Source organism: Streptomyces sp. DSM 40868, from assembly GCF_011820545.1.
GTDB classification, from domain to species: domain Bacteria; phylum Actinomycetota; class Actinomycetes; order Streptomycetales; family Streptomycetaceae; genus Streptomyces; species Streptomyces eurythermus.
The window spans coordinates 5,138,736-5,157,129 of sequence record NZ_CP050504.1; the positions used below are offsets into that span (position 1 = coordinate 5,138,736).

The 18,394-nt window shown below is 69.8% G+C and carries 16 protein-coding genes; 14 read left to right on the forward strand and 2 right to left on the reverse strand.

Annotated features, from left to right (window positions below):
* Positions 1-25 precede the first annotated feature (25 nt).
* Entirely contained in the window at positions 26-652 is a 627-nt protein-coding gene (def, locus tag HB370_RS23500; RefSeq protein ID WP_030778313.1) for a peptide deformylase, read from the reverse strand.
* A gap of 128 nt (positions 653-780) precedes the next feature.
* Complete coding sequence (locus tag HB370_RS23505) at positions 781-1,638, reverse strand: C40 family peptidase (protein ID WP_030778315.1); 858 nt, start codon at positions 1,636-1,638, stop codon at positions 781-783.
* 741 nt (positions 1,639-2,379) lie between these two features.
* On the opposite strand from HB370_RS23505, the gene HB370_RS23510 reads away from it, so the two are divergent.
* Genes HB370_RS23510 through nuoN form a run of 14 tightly spaced genes read left to right on the forward strand, consistent with a single transcriptional unit; the run spans position 2,380 to position 18,394 of the window.
* A complete protein-coding gene (locus tag HB370_RS23510) occupies positions 2,380-2,739 on the forward strand; it encodes an NADH-quinone oxidoreductase subunit A (RefSeq protein ID WP_003992243.1) in 360 nt (119 codons plus the stop codon).
* 13 nt (positions 2,740-2,752) lie between these two features.
* Positions 2,753-3,307 carry an NADH-quinone oxidoreductase subunit B gene (locus tag HB370_RS23515; RefSeq protein WP_007383964.1) on the forward strand — a complete coding sequence of 185 codons (555 nt, stop codon included), beginning with the start codon at positions 2,753-2,755 and terminating at the stop codon, positions 3,305-3,307.
* Complete coding sequence (locus HB370_RS23520) at positions 3,304-4,101, forward strand: NADH-quinone oxidoreductase subunit C (RefSeq protein WP_030778319.1); 798 nt, start codon at positions 3,304-3,306, stop codon at positions 4,099-4,101. The genes HB370_RS23515 and HB370_RS23520 overlap by 4 nt, the downstream gene beginning before the upstream one ends.
* Positions 4,098-5,423 (forward strand): NADH-quinone oxidoreductase subunit D, encoded by a 1,326-nt coding sequence (locus tag HB370_RS23525; protein ID WP_030778322.1) that lies wholly within the window; start codon positions 4,098-4,100, stop codon positions 5,421-5,423. The genes HB370_RS23520 and HB370_RS23525 overlap by 4 nt, the downstream gene beginning before the upstream one ends.
* Positions 5,420-6,202: an NADH-quinone oxidoreductase subunit NuoE gene (gene nuoE / locus HB370_RS23530; RefSeq protein ID WP_030778324.1), complete on the forward strand. Its 783-nt coding sequence runs from the start codon at positions 5,420-5,422 to the stop codon at positions 6,200-6,202. Before HB370_RS23525 ends, nuoE begins: the two co-directional genes overlap by 4 nt.
* Positions 6,199-7,548, forward strand: a complete 1,350-nt coding sequence (nuoF, locus tag HB370_RS23535) for an NADH-quinone oxidoreductase subunit NuoF (RefSeq protein ID WP_208974435.1) — start codon at positions 6,199-6,201, stop codon at positions 7,546-7,548. The genes nuoE and nuoF overlap by 4 nt, the downstream gene beginning before the upstream one ends.
* Entirely contained in the window at positions 7,545-10,049 is a 2,505-nt protein-coding gene (locus tag HB370_RS23540) for an NADH-quinone oxidoreductase subunit G (RefSeq protein ID WP_030778328.1), read from the forward strand. Before nuoF ends, HB370_RS23540 begins: the two co-directional genes overlap by 4 nt.
* Complete coding sequence (gene nuoH, locus HB370_RS23545) at positions 10,046-11,410, forward strand: NADH-quinone oxidoreductase subunit NuoH (protein WP_030778331.1); 1,365 nt, start codon at positions 10,046-10,048, stop codon at positions 11,408-11,410. Before HB370_RS23540 ends, nuoH begins: the two co-directional genes overlap by 4 nt.
* The gene (gene nuoI / locus HB370_RS23550; protein ID WP_030778333.1) at positions 11,403-12,053 is read left to right on the forward strand and encodes an NADH-quinone oxidoreductase subunit NuoI; all 651 of its coding nucleotides are present in this window, start codon (positions 11,403-11,405) and stop codon (positions 12,051-12,053) included. Before nuoH ends, nuoI begins: the two co-directional genes overlap by 8 nt.
* A complete protein-coding gene (locus HB370_RS23555) occupies positions 12,050-12,895 on the forward strand; it encodes an NADH-quinone oxidoreductase subunit J (RefSeq protein ID WP_030778335.1) in 846 nt (281 codons plus the stop codon). The genes nuoI and HB370_RS23555 overlap by 4 nt, the downstream gene beginning before the upstream one ends.
* Positions 12,892-13,191: an NADH-quinone oxidoreductase subunit NuoK gene (gene nuoK / locus HB370_RS23560; RefSeq protein ID WP_030778338.1), complete on the forward strand. Its 300-nt coding sequence runs from the start codon at positions 12,892-12,894 to the stop codon at positions 13,189-13,191. Before HB370_RS23555 ends, nuoK begins: the two co-directional genes overlap by 4 nt.
* Positions 13,192-13,206: 15 nt before the next feature.
* Positions 13,207-15,171, forward strand: coding sequence for an NADH-quinone oxidoreductase subunit L (nuoL, locus tag HB370_RS23565; protein ID WP_030778341.1), 1,965 nt, complete (start codon positions 13,207-13,209; stop codon positions 15,169-15,171).
* Between the two features lie 5 nt (positions 15,172-15,176).
* Complete coding sequence (locus HB370_RS23570) at positions 15,177-16,748, forward strand: NADH-quinone oxidoreductase subunit M (RefSeq protein ID WP_030778343.1); 1,572 nt, start codon at positions 15,177-15,179, stop codon at positions 16,746-16,748.
* Positions 16,745-18,394, forward strand: coding sequence for an NADH-quinone oxidoreductase subunit NuoN (nuoN, locus tag HB370_RS23575; RefSeq protein ID WP_030778345.1), 1,650 nt, complete (start codon positions 16,745-16,747; stop codon positions 18,392-18,394). The genes HB370_RS23570 and nuoN overlap by 4 nt, the downstream gene beginning before the upstream one ends.

Here is an 18,394-nt window from a genome sequence, read left to right on the forward strand (position 1 = left end):
CGGCGCCACCGTGGGCCGCAGGAGGTCAGGCGCCGCCGAAAGCGGTCTCCTTGGCGGCGCGGCGGGCGTACACCTCGTCCCGGCGGTCCGTCATCTGCCGCAGCGCGTCCTTCCGTTCCCGCTTGGACAGCCGGTCCAGGTAGAGGCGGCCGTCGGTGTGGTCGGTCTCGTGGGCGAGGCAGCGGGCGAAGTACCCGGTGCCCTCGATGACGACCGGCCGGCCGTTCCGGTCCTGCCCGCGCACGACGGCCCGGTCCGGCCGGGGTACGGCCATCACGGCGCCGGGCACCGACAGGCAGCCCTCACCCTCGTCCAGCAGCCGTCGCTCACCGGTGGGCGTTTCGAGCACAGGGTTGACGATGTGTCCGACATGCCGGACACCGTCGTCGTCCGGGCAGTCGTACACGAACAGCCTCAAGTCCACACCGACCTGATTCGCCGCCAGCCCCGCGCCCTCGGCGACGTACATCGTGCGGAACATGTCGTCGATGAGCGCGGCGAGGTCGGGCCCGAACTCCGTGACGTCCCGGCACGGCTTGTGCAGCACCTCCTCGCCGACCTCGGTGATGCGCCGCACCGCGCCACGCCCGGCCTCGGGGGCGTAGCGCGGGTAGTAGCCGACGGGATTTCCCTGTACGAACACGCGTGGCATCGCGTGGACTCCTTCGCTCGGACGCGGACCACCGGACGGCGGCCCGAGCAGAGCATGTCAGGGAACGCGTGAGGGCCGCTGCCCGGGGGCAGCGGCCCTGTTGTGCGCGCAAGAGGCGCGGAGTGCGCTCAGAGCACCCGTACGGCGCCGGTGGGCGGGTCGTAGGACAGCGGGCGCTCCACCACACCGGTGGAGGAGTTCTGCGCGCCGACGAACATGCCGCCGCCGACGTACACCGCCACGTGGTACGCGCTGCCCGCGCTGCCCCAGTACAGGATGTCGCCCGGCTGGAGGTTGCTCAGCGAGACCTGGGTGCCGGCGGTCGACTGGTCCTGCGACACGCGCGGCAGGCTGACGTTGATCTGCCGGAAGGCCGTCTGCACCAGGCCGGAGCAGTCGTAGGCGGACGGGCCGGTGGCGCCGGGGACGTACGCCTTGCCGACCTGGGACTTGACGAAGTTGACGATCGTCGCGGCCGATCCGGTGGCCGTGGACGTGCCGGTGTCGGTGCTGGTGCCGGCCTCCGTGCCGGTGCCGCCGCCGAGGGTGGTGGTGCCGGTGTCGGCCGACGTGGTGGAGAGCGTGGTCCGCGCCGCGGTGCGCGACGCGCGGGCGGCGGCCTCCTTGCGGGCTTCCTCCTCGGCCTTCTTCTTGGCCTCGGCCGCCTTCTTCTTGGCCTCGGCGAGGTCCGCCTCGGCCTTCTTGGCGGCCTTGGCGGCGGCCGCGTCACGCTCCGCCTGCAGCTGGTAGTTCGCGGCGGCCTGCTCGGTCGCGTCCGCGGACTGGGCCGCCTGAGCGGCCAGGTCGGCCGTCAGGGTGGGCAGTTCGAGGGTCTGCGTCACCGGCTCGGCCGCGTTCGCCGACCCGGACGCCCCGGCGACTGCCAGGGTGCTGAGGACGCCACCGGCAACTCCGGCCCGCACGGCGAGGGTCGACGCGCTGCGGCGGGGCTTCCGGTGGCTGCGTATGTGAGCGGTGTGGGACATGGGAACAACCGGTACCAGGGGCTCCTTCATATCTTCAAGAAACGTGTCGTGCGCCACAGTTGCTCAATCGATACCTGGAAACCCGGGCGTGTCGCCCTTTATTGACGCCGTAACGGACATTGCGGACCGTCGTGATCAAGCCCTTGATCACGGTCTTTGATCATTACGTCCGAATTGCCCCACGCCTACCACTGGTTGGGGTCGTTGGCCAAGCCCGGTTCTCATCGCCCTCTCATGAACGTGACGGAGGTCACGGAACGGCCGGTGGAACTCCGGCGTCCGGCGCGTGCGGACTTCGTGAACGCGTGCACGCGCCGGGGTCCGCGTTCACATCCGCTCCGGGGTCCGCTCCGGGGTGTGAACGGGCTCCACTACCAGATAGCTGCGCCCGGCACCAATTTGCATGCAGGCGAACTCTCTTGATATTGAGACGACCCCTCTCGCCTGCGCTGATAAGTAGGAATGTCACTTCTGGTGATCAACTGAACGCTTCCGGTGTGTAGATCACCCATCATCCGACTTCATGATCCTTCGTCAGGTGGTGGAGATCACAAAGCTTGTGCAATACCCCGTGTCGCAGATCACAGAGCGACAGGCATAAGATGCGAGGCAATCGGGCTTGTGACCTGCTTCACATGTTCTCGATCTTCGCCCGGGACGAGCGGGGTTCGTGGGACCGGTGAGGCGCGTGAGCCCAGTGATCCGCCAGCAGTCAGTGCCGACTGAGAGGAGCGAGGAGCGGTGAACGCGTATGCGCCCATCCTCGTACTGGGAGCCCTCGGGGCAGGCTTTGCGATCTTCTCCGTGGTCATGGCCACGCTGATCGGTCCGAAGCGGTACAACCGCGCCAAACTCGAAGCCTACGAGTGCGGCATCGAGCCGACCCCCACGCCGGCCGGCGGCGGGCGCTTCCCCATCAAGTACTACCTGACGGCGATGCTCTTCATCGTCTTCGACATCGAGATCGTCTTCCTCTACCCCTGGGCCGTCACCTTCGACGCCCTGGGGATTTTCGGGCTCGTGGAGATGCTGCTCTTCGTGCTCACCGTCTTCGTCGCGTACGCGTACGTATGGCGGCGCGGCGGCCTGGAATGGGACTGAGGGGCCTTTAGACATGGGACTCGAAGAAAAGCTGCCGAGCGGCTTCCTGCTCACCACCGTCGAGCAGGCCGCGGGCTGGGTGCGCAAGGCGTCCGTCTTCCCGGCCACCTTCGGCCTGGCCTGCTGCGCCATCGAGATGATGACCACCGGCGCCGGCCGCTACGACCTCGCCCGCTTCGGCATGGAGGTCTTCCGCGGCTCGCCGCGCCAGGCCGACCTGATGATCGTCGCCGGCCGGGTCAGCCAGAAGATGGCGCCCGTCCTGCGGCAGGTCTACGACCAGATGCCCAACCCCAAGTGGGTGATCTCCATGGGCGTCTGCGCCTCCTCGGGCGGCATGTTCAACAACTACGCGATCGTCCAGGGCGTCGACCACATCGTCCCGGTCGACATCTACCTCCCCGGCTGTCCGCCCCGGCCCGAGATGCTCATGGACGCGATCCTCAAGCTCCACCAGAAGATCCAGTCGTCCAAGCTCGGCGTGAACGCCGAGGAAGCGGCCCGGGAGGCGGAGGAAGCGGCACTGAAGGCCCTGCCCACGATCGAGATGAAGGGGCTGCTGCGGTGAGCGACGCGAAGAACGGCACCCAGGGCGCGAACGGGTCCGCGCACGCCAACGGGTCCGCGAACGGTTCCGGGAACGGGGTGAATCCCGAGAAGGACCTCGCCGCGGCCAACCTCCCCGGGATGCGCGGCCAGGGCGGCGAGGAGATCCGCGTCCAGCGCGGCATGTTCGGCGCCGACAACGGCGGCGACACCTCCGGCTACGGCGGCCTCGTGCGCTCGGTCCGGCTCCCGGGACCGGCGACCCGCCCCTACGGCGGCTGGTTCGACGAGGTCGCCGACGAACTCGAAGGCGCGCTGGAGGAACAGGGCCTGCTGCCCGAGAACGCCATCGAGAAGACGGTCGTCGACCGCGACGAACTGACCTTCCACATCGAACGCGAGCACCTGGTCCGCGTCGCCCGCGTCCTGCGCGACGACCCGGCGCTGCGCTTCGAGCTGTGCACCGGCGTCAGCGGCGTCCACTACCCGAACGACAAGGGCCGCGAGCTGCATGCCGTCTACCACCTGCGCTCGATCACCCACAACCGGCTGATCCGCCTGGAAGTCAGCGCCCCCGACAGCGACCCGCGCATCCCGTCCCTGGTCTCCGTCTACCCGACCAACGACTGGCACGAGCGCGAGACCTACGACTTCTTCGGGATCGTCTTCGACGGCCACCCGGCCCTGACGCGGATCATGATGCCGGACGACTGGCAGGGCCACCCGCAGCGCAAGGACTACCCCCTCGGCGGCATCCCCGTCGAGTACAAGGGCGCCCAGATCCCGGCTCCGGACCAGCGGAGGTCGTACTCGTGAGCAGCACCCAGTCAGCAGCCGCCCGGGAAACCACCGAGGGCACCGTCTACACGGTCACCGGTGGCGACTGGGACGAGGTCGTCCGGTCCGCGGCCCGCGCCGACGACGAACGCATCGTCGTCAACATGGGCCCCCAGCACCCGTCCACCCACGGAGTGCTCCGCCTCATCCTGGAGATCGAGGGCGAGACGGTCACCGAGGCCCGCTGCGGCATCGGCTACCTCCACACGGGCATCGAGAAGAACCTCGAATACCGCACGTGGACGCAGGGCACCACGTTCGTGACGCGCATGGACTACCTGACGTCCTTCTTCAACGAGACCGCCTACTGTCTCGCCGTCGAGAAACTCCTCGGCATCGAGGACCAGGTCACCGAGCGCGCCGAGATCATCCGGGTGCTCCTGATGGAGCTCAACCGGATGTCCTCCCACCTGGTGTGCATCGCCACCGGCGGCATGGAGCTGGGGGCCACCACGATCATGATCTACGGATTCCGTGATCGTGAAATGATTCTCGACCTCTACGAGCTCATCACGGGCCTGCGCATGAACCACGCGTACATCCGGCCCGGCGGACTCGCCCAGGACCTGCCGCCCGGCGCGGTGGACCAGATCCGCGAGTTCGTGAAGAAGATGAAGCGGAACCTCCCGGAGTACGACAAGCTCGCCACCGGGAACCCCATCTTCAAGGCCCGCATGCAGGACATCGGCTACCTCGACCTGGCCGGCTGCATGGCCCTCGGCGCCACCGGCCCGATCCTGCGCTCCACCGGCCTCCCGCACGACCTGCGCAAGACCCAGCCGTACTGCGGCTACGAGAACTACGAGTTCGACGTCCCGACCGCCGACTCCTGCGACGCCTACGGCCGCTTCCTCGTCCGCCTGGAGGAGATGCGCCAGTCGCTCAGGATCATCGAGCAGTGCCTGGACCGGCTCCAGCCCGGCCCGGTCATGGTCGCGGACAAGAAGATCGCCTGGCCCGCCCAGCTCGCCCTCGGACCGGACGGACTCGGCAACTCCCTCGACCACATCAAGAAGATCATGGGCACCTCCATGGAGGCCCTGATCCACCACTTCAAGCTGGTCACCGAGGGCTTCCGGGTCCCGCCGGGGCAGGCGTACGCGGCCGTGGAGTCGCCCAAGGGCGAACTCGGGGTGCACGCCGTCTCCGACGGCGGCACCCGCCCCTACCGGGTCCACTTCCGCGACCCGTCCTTCACCAACCTTCAGGCGATGGCGGCGATGTGCGAGGGCGGCCAGGTCGCCGACGTCATCGTCGCCGTCGCGTCCATCGACCCCGTGATGGGAGGCGTCGACCGGTGACCACCTCTTCTTCGGAGCGGGGCATCAGCCTGGGCATGCCCGAACTGCCCGCACCGGCCTACCCGGACGACGTCCGGGCCCGGCTGGAGGCGGACGCCCGCGAAGTGATCGCGCGCTACCCCGACTCCCGGTCCGCCCTGCTGCCGCTGCTCCACCTCGTGCAGTCCGAGGAGGGCCACGTCACCCGCACCGGGATGCGGTTCTGCGCGGAGATGCTCGGCCTGACCACGGCCGAGGTCACCGCGGTCGCCACCTTCTACTCCATGTACCGGCGCCGGCCCTCCGGTGACTACCAGGTCGGCGTGTGCACCAACACGCTGTGCGCGGTCATGGGCGGCGACGCCATCTTCGAGACCCTCCAGGAGCACCTGGGCGTCGGCAACGGCGAGACCACCGGCGACGGCAAGGTCACCCTGGAGCACATCGAGTGCAACGCGGCCTGCGACTACGCGCCGGTCGTGATGGTCAACTGGGAGTTCTTCGACAACCAGACCCCCGCGAGCGCCAAGCGCCTGGTCGACGACCTGCGCGCCGGGCGCCCCGTACAGCCCACGCGCGGGGCGCGCCTGTGCACCTTCAAGGAGACCGCGCGGATCCTGGCCGGCTTCCCCGACGAGCGGCCCGGGGCCGTCGAGGAGGGCGGCAGCGCCGGACCCGCCTCACTGGTGGGCCTGCGCCTGGCCAAGGGAGAGGACGCGACCGCGCGCGTGGTCCACCCGCGGGTCCAGGAGTCCCCGGACGCCCCGTCGGCGGGCCAGGCCGAAGAGGAGGGGGAGTGATGACCGTGGTATCCGAGGTCAAGGACCCGAGCCCCGAGAAGCTGCTCGCACCCGTGCTGTCGGCCTTCTGGGACGAGGACCGGTCCTGGACTCTGGACGTCTACCGGAGGCACGAAGGGTACGAAGGGCTCCGCAAGGCCCTCGCCATGTCGCCGGACGACCTGATCGCGTACGTCAAGGAATCCGGGCTGCGAGGCCGCGGCGGCGCGGGGTTCCCGACCGGGATGAAGTGGCAGTTCATCCCCCAGGGCGATGGAAAACCGCACTATCTCGTTGTCAACGCCGACGAGTCGGAACCCGGGACGTGCAAGGACATCCCGCTCCTCTTCGCGAACCCGCACAGCCTCATCGAGGGCATCGTCATCGCGTGCTACGCCATCAGGTCGTCGCACGCCTTCATCTATCTGCGGGGTGAGGTCGTCCCCGTACTGCGGCGGTTGCACGAGGCCGTGCGCGAGGCCGAGGCGGCGGGCTACCTCGGCGAGAACATCCTGGGCAGCGGGCTCGACGTGAAGCTCACCGTGCACGCCGGCGCCGGCGCGTACATCTGCGGTGAGGAGACCGCACTGCTCGACTCGCTCGAAGGCCGCCGTGGTCAACCGCGACTGCGTCCCCCCTTCCCCGCCGTGGAAGGCCTCTACGCCTGTCCCACTGTGGTGAACAACGTCGAGTCGATCGCGTCGGTTCCCGCCATCCTGAAAAACGGCAAGGACTGGTTCAGGTCGATGGGCAGCGAGAAGTCCCCGGGCTTCACGCTCTACTCGCTCAGCGGCCACGTCGCCAGCCCCGGACAGTACGAGGCCCCGCTCGGCATCACCCTGCGCCAGCTCCTCGACATGAGCGGCGGCATGCGCCCCGGCCACCGGCTGAAGTTCTGGACACCGGGCGGCTCCTCCACACCGATGTTCACCGACGAACACCTCGACGTCCCCCTCGACTACGAGGGCGTCGGCGCCGCCGGCTCCATGCTCGGCACCAAGGCCCTGCAGTGCTTCGACGAGACGACCTGCGTGGTGCGGGCCGTCACCCGCTGGACCGAGTTCTACGCCCACGAGTCCTGCGGCAAGTGCACCCCCTGCCGGGAAGGGACGTACTGGCTGGTGCAGCTGCTGCGGGACATCGAGGCGGGCAAGGGCGCCATGTCCGACCTCGACAAGCTCGCCGACATCGCCGACAACATCAACGGCAAGTCCTTCTGCGCCCTCGGCGACGGCGCCGCGTCCCCGATCTTCTCCTCGCTGAAGTACTTCCGCGAGGAGTACGAACAGCACATCACGGGCCGGGGCTGCCCCTTCGACCCGGCCAAGTCCACGGCCTGGGCGGACCGCCCGGAGGTGAACGCATGACCGTGACCACGAGCGCCCCCGCCGGCGGGGGCGAGGCGGCGGTCCCGCCGGAAGACCTCGTCACGCTGACCATCGACGGCATCGAGATCAGCGTGCCCAAGGGCACCCTGGTCATCCGCGCCGCCGAACAGCTCGGCATCGAGATCCCCCGGTTCTGCGACCATCCCCTCCTGGACCCGGCCGGCGCCTGCCGCCAGTGCATCGTCGAGGTCGAGGGCCAGCGCAAGCCGATGGCGTCCTGCACGATCACCTGCACCGACGGCATGGTCGTCAAGACCCACCTCACCTCCCCGGTCGCCGAGAAGGCCCAGCACGGTGTGATGGAGCTGCTGCTCATCAACCACCCGCTGGACTGCCCGGTCTGCGACAAGGGCGGCGAGTGCCCGTTGCAGAACCAGGCGGTCTCGCACGGCAACGCCGAGTCCCGCTTCGAGGGCCGCAAGCGGACCTACGAGAAGCCCGTCGCGATCTCCACCCAGGTGCTGCTCGACCGCGAGCGGTGCGTGCTGTGCGCCCGCTGCACCCGCTTCTCCAACCAGATCGCGGGCGACCCCATGATCGAGCTGATCGAGCGGGGCGCGCTCCAGCAGGTCGGCACCGGCGAGGGCGACCCCTTCGAGTCGTACTTCTCCGGCAACACCATCCAGATCTGCCCGGTCGGCGCGCTCACCTCGGCCGCGTACCGCTTCCGCTCCCGCCCCTTCGACCTCGTCTCCTCGCCGTCGGTGTGCGAACACTGCGCCGGCGGCTGCGCCACCCGCACCGACCACCGGCGCGGCAAGGTCATGCGGCGGCTCGCCGCCAACGACCCCGAGGTCAACGAGGAGTGGCTCTGCGACAAGGGACGCTTCGCGTTCCGCTACGCGCAGCAGCGCGACCGCCTCGAGACCCCGCTGGTCCGGAACGCCGACGGGGTGCTGGAGCCCGCCTCCTGGCCCGAGGCGCTCCAGGCGGCGGCCGAGGGCCTTGCCGCCGCGCGTTCCCGGGCCGGCGTCCTCATCGGCGGCCGGCTGACCGTCGAGGACGCCTACGCCTACAGCAAGTTCGCCCGCGTGGCGCTCGACACCAACGACATCGACTTCCGCGCGCGCGTGCACAGCGGTGAGGAGGCCGACTTCCTCGCCGCCCGGGTCGCCGGCCGCGGCCGTGACCTGGACGGTACGGGCGTCACGTACACCTCCCTGGAGAAGGCGCCCGCCGTGCTGCTGGCCGGCTTCGAGTCGGAGGAGGAGGCCCCCGGCGTCTTCCTGCGGCTGCGCAAGGCCTGGCGCAAGCACAAGCAGCAGGTGTTCGCGCTGGCCACGCACGCCACCCGGGGCCTGGAGAAGACCGGCGGCACGCTGCTGCCGGCCGCCCCCGGCACCGAGACCGAGTGGCTGGACGCCCTCGCGAGCGGCGTCGGCCTCGAGGAACCCGGCACGCGCGCCGCCGAGGCGCTGCGCGCCGACGGCGCCGTCATCGTCGTGGGCGAGCGGCTGGCCGCGGTCCCGGGCGGCCTCACCGCCGCCGTGCGCACCGCCGCCGCGACCGGCGCCGAGCTGGTGTGGATCCCCCGCCGGGCCGGTGAGCGCGGCGCCGTGGAGGCGGGCGCGCTGCCCTCCCTGCTGCCGGGCGGCCGGCCCGCGACCGACCCGCGCGCGCGGGAGGAGGTCGCCGCCGTCTGGGGGCTCGCCGAACTCCCCGCGGGCTACGGCCGCGACACCCACCAGATCCTGGCGGCCGCCGCGGCCGGGGAACTGTCCGCGCTGTTGGTCGCCGGGGTGGAGGTCGCCGACCTGCCCGACCCGGCACGCGCGCGTGAGGCACTGGAGAGCGTCGGCTTCCTGGTGTCGCTGGAGCTGCGGCCCAGCGAGGTCACCGCGCACGCCGACGTCGTCCTGCCGGTCGCCGCGGTCGCCGAGAAGGCCGGCTCCTTCCTCAACTGGGAAGGCCGTGTGCGCTCCTTCGAGGCCGCGCTCAAGCCCGACCAGATGACCCGCCGGCTCGCCCCGGCCGACACCCGCGTGCTGCACATGCTCGCCGACGCCATGGACGCCCACCTGGGCCTGCCGGACCTGCGCACCACCCGCGCGGAGATCGACCGGCTCGGCCTCTGGGACGGCCCCCGCGCCCTGCCGCCGATGGAGACCGCGGGCGCCCTGCCCCGCCCGGCGGCCGGCGAGGCCGTACTGGCCGGGCACCGGCTCCTGCTCGACCAGGGCCTCCTGCAGGAGGGCGACGAGGCGCTCGCCGGAACCCGGCACGCCGCGCTCGCCCGCCTCTCCGCGGCCACGGCCGCCGAGGCGGGCGTCGCGGACGGCGACACGCTGGCCGTCACCGGCCCCGCCGGCACGACCGAACTGCCTCTCCGGATCACCGAGATGCCCGACCGGGTGGTCTGGCTCCCGCTGAACTCCGCCGGTGGCGGCGTCGCCTCCGACACCGGGGCGCGGCCCGGCTCCCTCGTCCGCATCGGCCCGGCGGCCACCGCCGAGACGGCCCCCAAGGAGGTGGAGGCATGACCGCGTACCTCGCCGTCGAAGACCTCTCGATGTTCGGCCGCGACCCCTGGTGGCTGGTCGTCGTCAAGGCCGTCTTCTGCTTCGCCTTCCTGATGGTGACCGTGCTGTTCTCCATCGTCTGGGAACGCAAGGTCGTCGCCTGGATGCAGCTGCGCATCGGCCCCAACCGGCACGGCCCCTGGGGCATGCTCCAGTCGCTCGCCGACGGCATCAAGCTGATGCTGAAGGAGGACCTCGTCGTCAAACGCGCGGACAAGGTGGTCTACGTCCTCGCGCCGATCGTCGCGGCCATCCCCGCCTTCATGGCGATCGCGGTGATCCCCTTCGGCCCGGCCGGCAACGAGATCTCGATCTTCGGCCACCGCACCACGATGCAGCTCACCGACCTGCCGATCGCGATGCTCTACATCCTCGCGGTCGCCTCCGTCGGCATCTACGGCATCGTGCTGGCGGGCTGGAGCTCCGGCTCCACCTATCCGCTGCTGGGCGGTCTGCGCTCCTGCGCGCAGATGATCTCCTACGAGATCGCCATGGGTGCCGCGTTCGCCTCCGTGTTCCTCTACTCGGGGTCGATGTCGACGTCCAGGATCGTGGAGGCGCAGGCCGACCGCTGGTACATCCTGCTGCTGCCGGTCTCCTTCATCCTGTACATCGTCACGATGGTCGGCGAGACCAACCGCGCCCCCTTCGACATGCCGGAGTCCGAGGGCGACCTGGTCGGCGGCTTCAACACCGAGTACTCGTCGATCAAGTTCGCGATGTTCATGCTCGCGGAGTACGTCAACATGGTGACGGTCTCGGCCGTCTCCGCCACCCTCTTCCTCGGCGGCTGGCGCGCGCCCTGGCCGATCAGCACCTTCTGGGAGGGCGCCAACCACGGCTGGTGGCCGCTGCTCTGGTTCGTCGTCAAGGTCCAGCTGCTGCTGTTCTTCTTCATCTGGCTGCGCGGCACCCTCCCGCGCGTGCGCTACGACCAGCTGATGAAGCTCGGCTGGAAGGTCCTCATCCCGGTCTCGGTGACCTGGCTGATGCTCGTCGCGACCGTCCGCGCGCTGCGCAACGAGAACTACGACTTCGCCGACATCGCCCTCTACGTCGGCGGCGGTGTCCTCGCCCTGCTGCTCGTCTCCTTCGTCGCCGACATGTTCCGCGAGAAGGGCAGGACCGCCGGGCCGCCCGCCGCCCGGGAGCCGGTCTTCGATGCCATGGCGGGCGGATTCCCCGTACCGCCGCTGCCCGGACAGCAGCTGCCGCCGGTGCCCAGGCGCCGCCCGCGCCGGGAGCGGGAGCTGATTGTCAGTGGCGGGGCGGACACTGTCAGTGACGGAACTTCGGATGGAAAGGAGGCGTCCGATGGCTGAGGAGCCTCAGGAGTCCGGGCAGATCAAGCCCGGCTTCCAGAACCCCGTGGCCGGCTTCGGCGTGACCTTCAAGGCCATGTTCAAGAAGCGGCTGACCGAGCAGTACCCGGAGCAGAAGAAGACCACGGCTCCGCGGTTCCACGGACGGCACCAGCTCAACCGCCATCCGGACGGCCTGGAGAAGTGCGTCGGCTGCGAGCTGTGCGCCTGGGCCTGCCCCGCCGACGCCATCTATGTGGAGGGCGCCGACAACACCGACGAGGAACGCTACTCGCCGGGCGAGCGCTACGGCCGCGTCTACCAGATCAACTACGCCCGCTGCATCCTGTGCGGCCTGTGCATCGAGGCGTGCCCCACGCGCGCGCTGACGATGACCAACGAGTTCGAACTGGCCGACTCCAGCCGCGCCAACCTCATCTACACCAAGGAGCAGCTGCTCGCCGGTCTCGAAGAGGGCATGGTCGACACCCCGCACGCCATCTTCCCGGGGACGGACGAGCAGGACTACTACCGCGGCCTGGTCACCCACGCAGCGCCCGGCACCGTCCGGCAGACCGCCGTCTCCAAGGGCGAGAGTCCGCAGGAGGCCGCCGACACCTTCGGCGAGGACGAGCCGGCCTCGCAGGAGGTGATCGGCCGATGAGCGCGCACACCCTGGCCGCCTACACCACCTCCACCGGTGAGGCCTTCCAGTTCTGGGTCCTCGGCACCGTCGCGGTGATCGGCGCCCTGTGCACCGTCTTCATGAAGAAGGCCGTGCACAGCGCGCTCTGCCTCGCCGGCACGATGATCGTCCTGGCGGTGTTCTACCTCGCCAACGGCGCCTACTTCCTCGGCATCGTGCAGATCGTCGTCTACACCGGCGCGATCATGATGCTGTTCCTGTTCGTGGTGATGCTCGTCGGCGTCACGGCCGCGGACTCCCTGAAGGAGACCATCAAGGGCCAGCGCTGGCTGGCCCTGCTGTGCGGGACCGGCTTCGGCGTCCTGCTGCTCGCCGGCATCGGCAACGCCTCCCTGAAGGAGTTCAACGGCACCGGCCGGGCCAACGCCAACGGCAATGTCGAGGGCCTGGCGTCGCTGATCTTCACCAAGTACGTCTTCGCCTTCGAGATCACCGGCGCGCTGCTCATCACGGCCGCCGTCGGCGCCATGGTGCTCACCCACCGGGAGCGCACGGAGCGCGCCAAGACCCAGCGCGAGCTGTCCGAACAGCGCGTCCGCGAGGGCACGTACATCCCGCCGCTGCCCGCCCCCGGCGTCTACGCCCGGCACAACGCGGTCGACATCGCGGGCCTGCTGCCCGACGGCACCCCGTCCGAGCTGACCGTCAACAAGACGCTGCGCGCCCGCGGCCAGATCCGGGACGTGTCCACCGAGGCCCTCAACGACCTGCGGGCGCTGGAGCAGCGCGCGGAGGAACGCCTGGAGCGCCGGGCGATCGAACCGGAGACGTTCAAGCGGCCCGAGGAGGCGTCGAAGTGAACCCGGTCAACTACCTCTACCTCGCCGCCCTGCTGTTCACGATCGGCGCGACCGGCGTCCTCATCCGGCGCAACGCCATCGTGGTCTTCATGTGCGTCGAGCTGATGCTGAACGCCTGCAACCTCGCGTTCGTCGCCTTCTCCCGGATGCACGGCAACCTCGACGGCCAGATCATCGCCTTCTTCACGATGGTCGTCGCCGCCGCGGAGGTCGTGGTGGGCCTCGCGATCATCGTGTCGCTGTTCCGTACCCGCCACTCGGCCTCGGTCGACGACGCCAGCCTGATGAAGCTGTAAGGGGTCGGAAGAATCGTGGAGAACCTGATCGCGCCGCTCGTCGCGGCACCCCTGCTCGGAGCGGCCGTCCTCCTGGTCGGCGGCCGGCGCCTGGACCGCGCCGGCCACTGGATCGGCGTCCTGCTGTCGTTCGTCTCCTTCGCCCTCGGGCTCGTCCTCTTCGCGGATCTGCTCGGCGAGGACGCCGGACACCGCACGCTGACCCAGCACCTGTTCAGCTGGATCCCGGTGGCCGGCTTCCAGGCGGACATCACCTTCCGCCTGGACCAGCTGTCGATGACGTTCGTCCTGCTCATCACGGGCGTCGGCTCGCTGATCCACCTGTACTCGGTCGGGTACATGGCGCACGACGAGCGCCGCCGCCGCTTCTTCGGCTACCTGAACCTGTTCCTCGCGGCGATGCTGCTGCTCGTCCTCGCCGACAACTACCTGCTGCTGTACGTCGGCTGGGAGGGCGTCGGCCTCGCCTCGTACCTGCTGATCGGCTTCTGGCAGCACAAGCCCAGCGCCGCCACGGCCGCGAAGAAGGCATTCCTGGTCAACCGCGTCGGCGACATGGGCCTGTCGATCGCGATCATGCTGATGTTCACCACCTTCGGCAGCTTCGCCTTCGGCCCGGTCCTCGGCACGCACGAGGAGCCGGGTTACGTCGGCGACGCCTCCGAGGGCAGGCTCACCGCGATCGCCCTGATGCTGCTGCTCGCCGCCTGCGGCAAGTCCGCCCAGGTGCCGCTGCAGTCCTGGCTCGGGGACGCCATGGAGGGCCCGACCCCGGTCTCCGCCCTCATCCACGCGGCGACCATGGTGACCGCGGGCGTCTATCTGATCGTCCGCTCCGGCGCGATCTTCAACGCGGCGCCCGACGCCCAGCTGGCCGTCACCGTCGTCGGTGCGGTCACGCTCCTGTTCGGTGCGATCGTCGGTTGCGCCAAGGACGACATCAAGAAGGCGCTGGCCGGCTCGACCATGTCGCAGATCGGCTACATGGTCCTCGCCGCCGGTCTCGGCCCCATCGGCTACGTCTTCGCGATCATGCACCTGGTGACGCACGGCTTCTTCAAGGCCGGGCTGTTCCTCGGCGCCGGTTCGGTGATGCACGGCATGAACGACGAGGTCGACATGCGCCGCTACGGCGGCCTGCGCAAGTACATGCCGGTCACCTTCATCACCTTCGGCCTCGGCTACCTCGCCATCATCGGCTTCCCGGGCCTGTCCGGCTTCTTCTCCAAGGACAAGATCATCGAGGCGGCGTTCGCCAAGGGCGGCACCGAGGGCTGGATCCTCGGCGGCGCGGCCCTGCTGGGCGCGGCCATCACCGCCTTCTACATGACGCGCGTGATGCTGATGACGTTCTTCGGAGAGGAACGGTGGCGCAACGCCCCGACCCCGTCCCCGGCCGAGCCCGGCGTGGAGCCCGCCGCCGAGACCGGGGGTGAGCACACCCAGCCGCACCCGCACGAGTCCCCGAAGGTCATGACGGTCCCGATGATCGTCCTCGCCGTCGGCTCGGTCTTCGGCGGTGCCTTCTTCAGCATCGGCGACCGCTTCCTGAACTGGCTGGAGCCGGTCACCGGGCACGACCACGGCGACGCGCCGCTCAGCGCGGGGGTGATCACCGGGGCCACCATGGTGTGCCTGGTCGTCGGCGTCGCCATCGCCTGGGCCCAGTACGGCCGGGGGCCCGTCCCCGCGGTCGCCCCGCGCGGCTCGCTGCTCACCCGCGCGGCCCGTCGCGACCTGCTCCAGGACGACTTCAACCACGTGGTCCTGGTGCGGGGCGGTGAGCACCTGACGCGCTCCCTGGTCTACCTCGACCACTCCCTGGTGGACGGCGTCGTCAACGGCACGGCGGCCGGCTTCGGCGGCCTGTCCGGACGGCTGCGCCGGCTCCAGAACGGCTTCGCCCGCTCCTACGCGGTCTCGATGTTCGGCGGCGCGGCACTCCTGGTCGCCGCGACCCTGCTGATGAGGGCGGTCTGATACCGATGTCCTTTCCCCTGCTGACAGCGACGGCGGCGCTCCCGGCCCTCGGGGCCGTCGCCACGGCCGCCGTACCGGCCGCCCAGCGCACCGCCGCCAAGTGGCTGGCGCTGCTCGTCTCGCTCGCCACGCTCGCCCTGGCCGTCACCGTCCTGGTCCGCTTCGACCCGGACGGCGAGCGCTACCAGCTCACCGAGAACCACGCCTGGATCAGGGACTTCGGGGTCAGGTACGAACTGGGCGTCGACGGCATCGCGGTGGCGCTGGTCGCGCTGACCGCCCTGCTGATCCCGTTCATCATCCTCGCCGGCTGGCACGACGCCGATCCGCTGGAGACCGGCAGCCGCCGCTGGCGGCCCACCCAGGGCTTCTTCGCGCTGATCCTGGCGGTGGAGGCGATGGTGGTCATCTCGTTCGAGGCCACGGACGTCTTCGTCTTCTACATCTTCTTCGAAGCCATGCTCATTCCGATGTACTTCCTCATCGGCGGCTTCGGGGACCGCGCCCACGCGCACGGCGAGGAGACGGCCGCCACCCAGCGCTCGTACGCGGCGGTGAAGTTCCTCCTCTACAACCTGGCCGGCGGTCTGATCATGCTGGCCGCGGTGATCGGGCTCTACGTGGTCTCCGGGACGTTCTCGCTCACCGAGATCGCCGACGCCCGCGCGAACGGCAGGCTGCACATGGCGACGAGCACCGAACGCTGGCTGTTCCTCGGCTTCTTCTTCGCCTTCGCGGTGAAGGCGCCGCTGTGGCCGCTGCACACCTGGCTGCCCAACGCCATGCAGGAGGCCACCGCGCCCGTCGCCGTCCTCATCACCGCGGTCGTCGACAAGGTGGGCACGTTCGCGATGCTCCGCTTCTGCCTCCAGCTGTTCCCGGAGGCCAGCAAGTGGGCGACGCCGGTCGTCCTCGTCCTGGCCGTGATCAGCATCATCTACGGCGCGCTGCTCGCCGTCGGCCAGCGGGACATCAAACGCCTGGTGGCCTACGCGTCGATCTCGCACTTCGGCTTCATCATCATGGGCGTCTTCGCGATGACCAGCCAGGGTCAGTCCGGGGCCACGCTGTACATGGTCAACCACGGCATCTCCACCGCCGCGCTGATGCTCGTCGCCGGTTTCCTCATCTCCCGGCGCGGCTCGCGGCTCATCGCCGACTACGGAGGCGTGCAGAAGGTCGCCCCGGTGCTCGCCGGCACCTTCCTGATCGGCGGCCTCGCCACGCTGTCGCTGCCCGGCCTCGCCCCGTTCGTGAGCGAGTTCCTGGTGCTGGTCGGCACGTTCACGCGCTACCCGGTGATCGGGATCATCGCCACCTTCGGCATCGTCCTCGCCGCCCTGTACACCCTGGTGCTCTACCAGCGGACGATGACGGGCCCGGTGAAGCCGGAGGTCTCGGCGATGCCCGACCTGCGCGCGCGTGAGGTGCTGGTCGTGGCCCCGCTGATCGTGCTGCTGATCTTCCTGGGCGTCTACCCGAAGCCGGTCACGGACATCGTCGACCCGGCGGTCAAACAGACCCTGTCCGACGTACACAAGAAGGACCCCCGGCCCGAGGTGGAGGCGGCCAAGTGAGTGCAACAGCCGTCCACAGCCTGTGGACAACCGCGGCCGAACCGATCACGAAGATCGACGCGCCGAAGATCGAGTACGGACAATTGTCCCCGACGCTGATCGTCGTCGGCGCGGCGCTGGTGGGGGTGCTGATCGAGGCGTTCGTGCCGCGCCGGTCCCGCTACTACGCGCAGGTGTTCGTGTCCGTCGTCGCCCTGTGCGCCGCGTTCGCGGCGGTCGTCGCGCTCGCGGCCGACGGGTACGGCACCACGAAGGCGCACATCGCGGCCATGGGCGCGATCGCGGTCGACGGTCCGGCCCTCTTCCTCCAGGGCACCATCCTGCTGGCCGGCCTGGTCGGCCTGTTCACCTTCGCTGAACGGCGCCTGGACCCGGTGGCGCACGGCAACCGGGTCGACTCCTTCGCCGCGCAGGCCGCGTCCGTGCCCGGCAGCGACAGCGAGAAGGCCGCGGTGCGGGCGGGCTTCACCACCACCGAGGTCTTCCCGCTGCTCCTGTTCGCGATCGGCGGCATGCTGATCTTCCCGGCGGCCAACGACCTGCTGACCCTGTTCGTGGCCCTGGAGGTCCTCTCCCTGCCGCTGTACCTGCTGTGCGCGCTGGCCCGGCGCAAGCGGCTGATGTCGCAGGAGGCCGCGGTCAAGTACTTCCTGCTGGGCGCGTTCGCCTCGGCCTTCACCCTGTTCGGCATCGCGCTGCTGTACGGCTACGCGGGCTCGGTGTCGTACGCCCGCATCGCCCAGGTGGTCGACGGCACCGTCACCGACGTCGACCCCGCGCTCGCCGACACGATGGGCAACGACGCGCTGCTGCTGATCGGCGGCGCCCTGCTCGTCATGGGCCTGCTGTTCAAGGTGGGCGCGGTGCCGTTCCACATGTGGACGCCCGACGTCTACCAGGGCGCGCCCACCCCCGTGACCGGGTTCATGGCGGCGGCGACGAAGGTGGCCGCGTTCGGCGCGCTGCTGCGCCTGCTCTACGTCGTCCTGCCCGGCCTGCGCTGGGACTGGCGGCCGGTGATGTGGGCGGTGGCGATCATCACCATGCTGGGCGGTGCGGTCGTCGCCATCACCCAGACCGACATCAAGCGCCTGCTGGCGTACTCGTCCATCGCGCACGCCGGGTTCATCCTCGCGGGTGTCATCGCCACGTCCAAGGACGGCGTGTCCTCGGTCCTCTTCTACCTGGCGGGCTACTCCTTCGTGACGATCGGCGCGTTCGCCGTGGTCACGCTGGTGCGGGACGCGGGCGGCGAGGCGACCCACCTGTCCAAGTGGGCCGGGCTCGGCCGCCGCTCGCCGCTGGTGGCGGCGGTCTTCGCGATCTTCCTGCTGGCCTTCGCCGGCATCCCGCTGACCTCCGGGTTCGCGGGGAAGTTCGCCGTGTTCAAGGCGGCGGCGGACGGCGGAGCGGTCCCGCTGGTCATCGTGGGTGTGATCTCCTCGGCGATCGCCGCGTTCTTCTACATCCGGGTGATCGTGCTGATGTTCTTCAGCGAGCCGAAGCCGGAGGGCCCGACCGTGGCCGTTCCGTCCCCGCTGACCATGCTGGCCATCGGCATGGGCGTGGCCACCACCCTGGTCCTCGGCATCGCCCCCCAGTACTTCCTGGACCTGGCCGGCCAGGCGGGAGTCTTCGTCCGCTGA